Raw genomic sequence first — 6,607 nt, 5'->3', positions numbered from 1 at the left:
TCCCGCCATAGTGGCGCATAATCGGCATCAGGGCGGTATAGGCAATCACCACCCGCGCCACGAAAGACGCCCAAGCCGCGCCGGTCAGGCCCAGATCAAAGGTAAAGATCAGGATCGGATCGAGGATGGCATTCACGATGCCCCCCGCGATGGTCGCCATCATCGCCCGCCGCGCATCGCCATGGGCCCGCAGGATCGCGCTGCCCATCATACCGACCATTAGAAATGGCACCGACGGCACGACGATCTGCAGGAAATCCACCGCCAGCGCCGCCGTCTCACCGCCAGCGCCGACCCAGCCGACCAGCACATCCAGCGACAGGAACACACAAAGCGCAAAGATCACGCCAAAGACCGCGCCATAGCACAGCGCATGGGTCGTCCTCTCTGTCGCGAGCTGCGCGTTGTCCTGCCCCAAGGCCCGCGCGACCAAGGCCCCCGCCGCGATGCCCAATCCGATCCCGAAGGAGGTGGTGAAAAACAAGATCGCACCGGCATAGCCGATGGCCGCCGCCAGCTCTGCCTTGCCCAACATAGAGATGAAAATCATGTCGACGAAATCGACAAGAAACACCGCCACCAGCCCGACAGAGGCCAGCAAAGACATATTGGCGACATGCCCGAACAGATTGCCCGACAAAAATTTGGCGCGCCCATCAACCATGATGGACGCGCCCTATGTCAGCCGACAGCGGCTTCATTTTGCCAGATAAACTCTCGCCGAAGGCTCCCGAACTTGCGCCCGTGAACCCGGCCCGTTTCACCCGCGTGCCTTCACGACTTGCAGCAATGGCAGCACCGCGCCCATGTCGGGGCCGTGGGGTTTGCCAGTCAGCGCCAGACGCAGCGGCATGAACAGCCCCTTGCCCTTGCGGCCGGTCTGCTCTTTCACGGCGGCCGTCCATGTGCCCCAGGTGCTTTCGTCAAAGTCGCCCTCGGGCAGAAGCGCCAAGGCTTCGGCGACGAACTCTTTATCCTCGTCCGCGATCACAGGCTCTGCGCCTTCGCTGAACATCTGCCACCAACCTTTTAGATCGTGCAGCGTGGTGATGTTTTCGCGAGTGACCTGCCAGAACAGCGCGGCCTTGTCCTCGGGCACACCGAGGGCTGCGATGTCGCTTGCGACGGCCTCAAGTGGGAGGGTCTGCAGATAACGGCCGGTCATGGGGAACAGGTCCTCGACGTCGAATTTGGTCGGCGCCGAGCCGAAGCGTTCGATGTCGAAACCGTCGATCAGGCTCTCCATATCGGTGCGCAGTTCAATCGGGTCCGAAGAGCCCAGGCGTGCCATTGTCGACAGCAGCGCAAAAGGATGCACACCGCGCTCACGCAGGTCGCGCAGCGCCAGCACGCCCAGACGTTTCGACAGCGCCTCGCCCTGCGGACCGGTGAGCAGCGAATGGTGCGCAAAGGTCGGCACGGTGCCGCCAAGCGCTTGCATGATCTGGATTTGTGTCGCCGTGTTGGTCACATGGTCGGACCCGCGCACGACATTGGTCACACCCATTTCCGTGTCATCGACCACGGACGCCAGAGTATACAAGATCTGCCCGTCGCCGCGGATCAACACAGGGTCGGACACCGACGCCGCATCGATCGAGATATCGCCCAGGATACCGTCTTTCCACTCAATCCGTTCCTGATCCAGCTTGAAACGCCACACGCCGGGGCCGCGTTCGTCGCGCAGCTTGGCTTTTTCCGCATCCGACAGGTTCAACGCGGCGCGGTCATAGACCGGCGGCTTGCCCATGTTCAGCTGTTTCTTGCGCTTGAGGTCCAGCTCGGTCGGGGTTTCCCAGGCTTCATAGAAACGTCCGATCTTGCGCAGCTCGTCCGCGGCGGCGTGGTATTTGTCCAACCGCTCGGACTGACGCTCAACGCGGTCCCAATGCAGGCCGAGCCATGTCAGGTCTTCTTTCAGACCGTCGACGTATTCTTCCTTGCTGCGCACCGGATCGGTGTCGTCGATCCGCAGGATGAACTCTCCGCCGTTCTTGCGGGCGATCAGATAGTTCATCAGCGCCGTGCGCAGGTTGCCTACGTGGATATAGCCGGTCGGGGACGGGGCGAAGCGGGTGATGGTCATTGGGTTCTCCTGATTGGCCGCTGGCTTGTCACAGCGCGGCACCATTGTCTAGATAACGTACAGCGTCGCCCGCGCGGTCAACTGGGGTCGCGCCAGCGGTTCACGATGGGATAGCGGCGGTCCAACCAGAACGCGCCCTTGGTCAAACGCGGACCGGGGGCGGACTGGAACCGTTTGTACTCACTGATATAGAGCAGGTGTTCGACCTTTTTGGCAACCTCGCGGTCAAAGCCCGCTGCCACGCAATCGGCGATGGACCCGTCGTCATCCACAAGGATCGTCAGCATCGCGTCCAGATCGGGATAGTCGGGCAGGCTGTCGCTGTCTTTCTGATCCTCGCGCAGCTCGGCCGAGGGCGGCTTGTCGATGATGCGCGGCGCGATCACTTCTCCCTCTGGGCCCTTCATCCAGTCGCGGTGGTTCTCGTTGCGCCAGCGGCAGCTGTCGAAGACACGGGTTTTATACATATCCTTGATGGGGTTATAGCCCCCCGCCATGTCGCCATAGATCGTGGCATAGCCCACCGCCACCTCTGACTTGTTGCCTGTGGTCAACAGCATCTCGCCGAACTTGTTGCTGACCGCCATCAACAGCAAACCGCGCAGGCGCGACTGGATGTTTTCCTCGGTCAGGTCTGGTTTGGTGCCGTCAAACAGCGGGGCCAGCGTGTCGGTGATCGCGGCACGGCCCTGCGCGATCGGCACATAGTCGTACCGGCAGCCAAGCGCCTTGGCGACGGATTCAGCATCGTCCAGCGAGGCTTGGGAGGTATATTCGGAGGGCAGCATCACGCAGCGCACATTGTCAGCGCCAAGCGCATCCACAGCGATCGTCGCGACAATCGCCGAATCGATCCCGCCCGACAGACCCAGCAACACTTTCTTGAACCCGGTCTTGCCCATGTAGTCGCGCAAGCCCTGCACCATGACGCGGTAATCCTGCTCAAGGTCCGACGGCATATGCGCCTTCTCACCCTCGACCACGCGCCAGCCTTCGGGGGTCTGTTCAAGATCGACATGCGCGATCTGCGCGTCAAAGGCGGGCATCTGGAACGCCAGCTTGCCGCCGGGGTTCAGCGCAAAGCTCGCCCCGTCAAAGACCTGATCATCCTGACCGCCCACCATATTGAGGTAGATCAGCGGCAGTTCAGTTTCGACCACGCGGGCGACCATATGGTTCAACCGCGTCTCGAATTTGCCGCGATAATAGGGCGATCCGTTGGGCACCAACAGAAACTCCGCCCCGGTTTCGGCCAGCGTTTCGGCCACATCGGGGTGCCATGCGTCTTCGCAGATCGGGCTGCCGATGCGGGTATCGCCAACGGCGTACGGCCCACCCAAAGGCGCGCTGTCGAAAATGCGCACCTCGTCGAACACGGTCTCGTTCGGCAGGTTGTGCTTGAAGACACGGCTGGCGATCTTGCCGTTTCTGAAGATCAGATAGGCGTTATAGAGCTTGGCCCCTTCGACCCAGGGCGCACCGATGGCCAGCGCGGGCCCGTCGGCACAATCAGCCGCCAGCGCTTCGAGGTGGGTCATCACATCCAGCTGGAACGCCTGCTTCATCACCAGATCTTGCGCGTTATACCCGGCCAGGAACATCTCTGGCAAAGCAACCAGATCGGCGCCTGCCTCTTTGCCCTGCGCCCAGGCCTCCCGCGCGAGGTCTGCGTTTCCGGCCAGATCCCCGACGGTGGGGTTCAACTGGCCAAGCGTGATGCGAAAACGCGATGTCATAGGGCGGTCCTTCGATAATCTACGCAAGTGATGTAGCAGATCACGCGCCAAGTGAAAGGCCAAGGCGCACCGCCGGGCAAAAGACGATTGCCCCCTTGCAGGCCATTGAATAGGCTAAGCGTTAACAAACTCGCCCGCCGCTCTTGGCCGCACTCTCTTTTGAAAGTTGCTGTATGACGAAATTGACCCTGACCCCGCTGATCCTTTGCCTTGGGCTGCTGCCCTTCCCCGCGCTTGCGCAGGACGGAGAGGTTCAAAGCAAGCAATACGACGATGGCGGCGTCTATGAGGGGACGTTCAAGGACGGCGTACAGCACGGGACCGGCACCTATACGCTGCCCAACGGCTATGAATACGAAGGTGCCTGGGTAGACGGAGAGATCAAGGGCAAAGGCGTCGCGCGTTTCCCCAACGGGTCCGTCTACGAGGGCAACTTTGAAAAGGGCAAACCAGACGGTTTTGGCAAGATCACCTTTGCCGATGGCGGCACCTATGAGGGCGAATGGGAGGCCGGTGCGATCACCGGTCAGGGCATCGCGCTTTATGCCAACGGGGTGCGCTACGAAGGGTCGTTCCGCAATGCCAACCACCACGGCAAGGGCGTCATGCAATCCCCCGGCGGGTATGAATATCAGGGCGACTGGGTCGATGGCGTCAAGCAGGGCGTGGGCAAGATCACCTATCCCGATGGCGCGCTCTATGACGGTGACATCGCCGATGGCGAACGCAATGGCACGGGCACGCTGACCATGCCCGACGGGCTGACCTATACCGGCCAGTGGAAAGACGGGCAGATCGACGGCACCGGCACGCTGACCCAACCCAATGGCGATGTCTACGAAGGCGATCTGGTCGCCGGTCAGCGCCAGGGCACGGGCAAGGTGACCTATGCCAATGGCGACACTTACGAGGGCGGCTTCGAGGACGACCGCCGCGAGGGTCAGGGCACGTTCACCGGCACAGATGGCTATGTCTACACCGGATCATGGGTTGCAGGGCAGATCGAAGGCATGGGCAAGGTGACCTACCCCGACGGCTCTGTCTACGAAGGCAGTTTCCGCGATGATCTGGCCGATGGGGAGGGCAAGATCACCTATCCCGACGGATCAACCTACGAAGGATCATGGGTCGCGGGCGTGATCGAAGGCGAAGGCCGCGCGACCTATCCCAACGGCATCGTCTACGAGGGCGGGTTCAAGAACGCGCGCAATGACGGTCAGGGCGTGATGACCTATGCCGACGGCTATAAGTATGACGGCAGCTGGAAAGACGGCCAACGCAACGGCATGGGCACCGCGACCTATCCCGATGGCACCGTCTATACCGGCGGCTTTGTCGACGGGCTGCGCGACGGCACCGGCAAGATCACCATGCCCGATGGTTTCACCTATGACGGCCAGTGGTCCGGCGGAGAGATCGAAGGCACCGGCACCGCCACCTACCCCAACGGCGACATCTACGAAGGCGCGTTCGAGGGCGGCAAACGTCAGGGTCAGGGCACCATGCGCTATAAAACGGGCGAGGAAGTCTCGGGCCAGTGGGTCAACGGCGCGCTGCAAGAAGCCGGCACAGCGCCTGCCGAAGATGCTGGTGCGGCGCCCACGCCCGACGCCACGGATGAGGCACCGACAGAGGCCGAAACTCCGTCAGAGACACCTGCCGACAGTACGGATGCGGCCGAAAGCAACGACGGCTAGATAACCTCGCCCGCGTCCAGACGGGCGAGCAAGGCATCGCCTTCGGCCAGAACCGTTTTGCGTTTGTCGGCGTCCATCCGGTCCCAGGTGCGGTACATATTGCCCATGCGCGGATTGTTCGAGAACCGGTCACGATGGCGGTCCAGAAAGTGCCAGTAAAGCAGGTTGAACGGGCAAGCGGTATCACCCGTCTTTGCGCTGACTGAATAGTGGCAGCTTTTGCAGTGATCCGACATACGGTTGATATAGGCCCCGGACGAGACATAGGGCTTGGACGCGATGACGCCGCCGTCGGCGAATTGGCTCATTCCGATGGTATTGGGGGCCTCTACCCATTCAAAGGCGTCGGCATAGACCGCCAGATACCACTCATGCACCTGCGCCGGATCAATCCCCGCCAATAGGGCAAAGTTGCCCGTCACCATCAGCCGTTGGATATGATGCGCATAGGCTTGGGTCCTGGTCTGCCCCACGGCCTTGGCCACACAGTTCATCCGCGTTTCGCCACCCCAGTAGAACCACGGCAGGTCGCGGTCATGCCCCAGAATATTGCGGGCGGTATAGTCCGGCCCTTCAAGGAAATAGATGCCCCGCACATATTCGCGCCAGCCGATGATCTGCCGGATGAACCCTTCGGCGGCATTGATCGGGGCGTGTCCTGCGGCATAGGCGTCGGCGGCGGCCTCGCAAATCTCGGTCACGTTCAGCAACCCAATGTTGAGGTAGGGCGACAGGATCGCGTGATACAGGAATTCATTCTCGTTCAGCATCGCGTCTTGATAGTCCCCAAACCGCGGCAGGGCATTCGTGATGAAATGGTCCAGCGCTTGCAGCGCCTCGGCGCGGGTGGTGGCGAACCAGAACAGCTCTAGCGTGCCGAAGTTATCGCCGAAACGCGCTTGAACCAGTTCCAGCACCTCGCGGGTGGTGGCATCGGGGTCGAACCGCAGGGGGCCATCTACGGTGACATCCTCGGGCGCGGCTTTGCGGTTGTCGTGGTCAAAGTTCCACTTGCCGCCCGCGGGTTGGTCCCCTTCCATCAGCAGGCCGGTCTTGCGGCGCATTTCGCGGTAGAAATACTCCATCCG

5 protein-coding genes are annotated in these 6,607 nt (G+C 61.6%); 1 reads left to right on the top strand and 4 read right to left on the bottom strand.

From position 1 onward, the window contains the following. From B3849_RS04315 to B3849_RS04305, 3 genes are all read right to left on the bottom strand, one after another. The coding region (locus tag B3849_RS04315) for an MATE family efflux transporter (protein WP_286779865.1) at positions 1–664 on the bottom strand (664 nt) is incomplete at its 3' end. Positions 665–760: 96 nt separating this feature from the next. Then, a complete protein-coding gene (gltX, locus tag B3849_RS04310) occupies positions 761–2,086 on the bottom strand; it encodes a glutamate--tRNA ligase (RefSeq protein ID WP_286779864.1) in 1,326 nt (441 codons plus the stop codon). A gap of 77 nt (positions 2,087–2,163) precedes the next feature. Beyond that, positions 2,164–3,822 (bottom strand): NAD+ synthase, encoded by a 1,659-nt coding sequence (locus B3849_RS04305; protein ID WP_278424854.1) that lies wholly within the window; start codon positions 3,820–3,822, stop codon positions 2,164–2,166. Positions 3,823–3,995: 173 nt separating this feature from the next. On the opposite strand from B3849_RS04305, the gene B3849_RS04300 reads away from it, so the two are divergent. Further along, positions 3,996–5,519 carry an MORN repeat-containing protein gene (locus B3849_RS04300; RefSeq protein WP_278424853.1) on the top strand — a complete coding sequence of 508 codons (1,524 nt, stop codon included), beginning with the start codon at positions 3,996–3,998 and terminating at the stop codon, positions 5,517–5,519. Here B3849_RS04300 and B3849_RS04295 read toward each other — a convergent pair. Next, positions 5,516–6,607, bottom strand: a 1,092-nt coding sequence (locus B3849_RS04295) for a cryptochrome/photolyase family protein (protein ID WP_286779863.1), incomplete at its 5' end; no start/stop codon positions are given. The genes B3849_RS04300 and B3849_RS04295 overlap by 4 nt on opposite strands.

This window comes from Sulfitobacter sp. UBA4523 (assembly GCF_002388305.1).
In the GTDB taxonomy this organism is placed as follows: domain Bacteria; phylum Pseudomonadota; class Alphaproteobacteria; order Rhodobacterales; family Rhodobacteraceae; genus Sulfitobacter; species Sulfitobacter pontiacus.
This window is presented reverse-complemented; position numbering and strand designations above follow the sequence as displayed.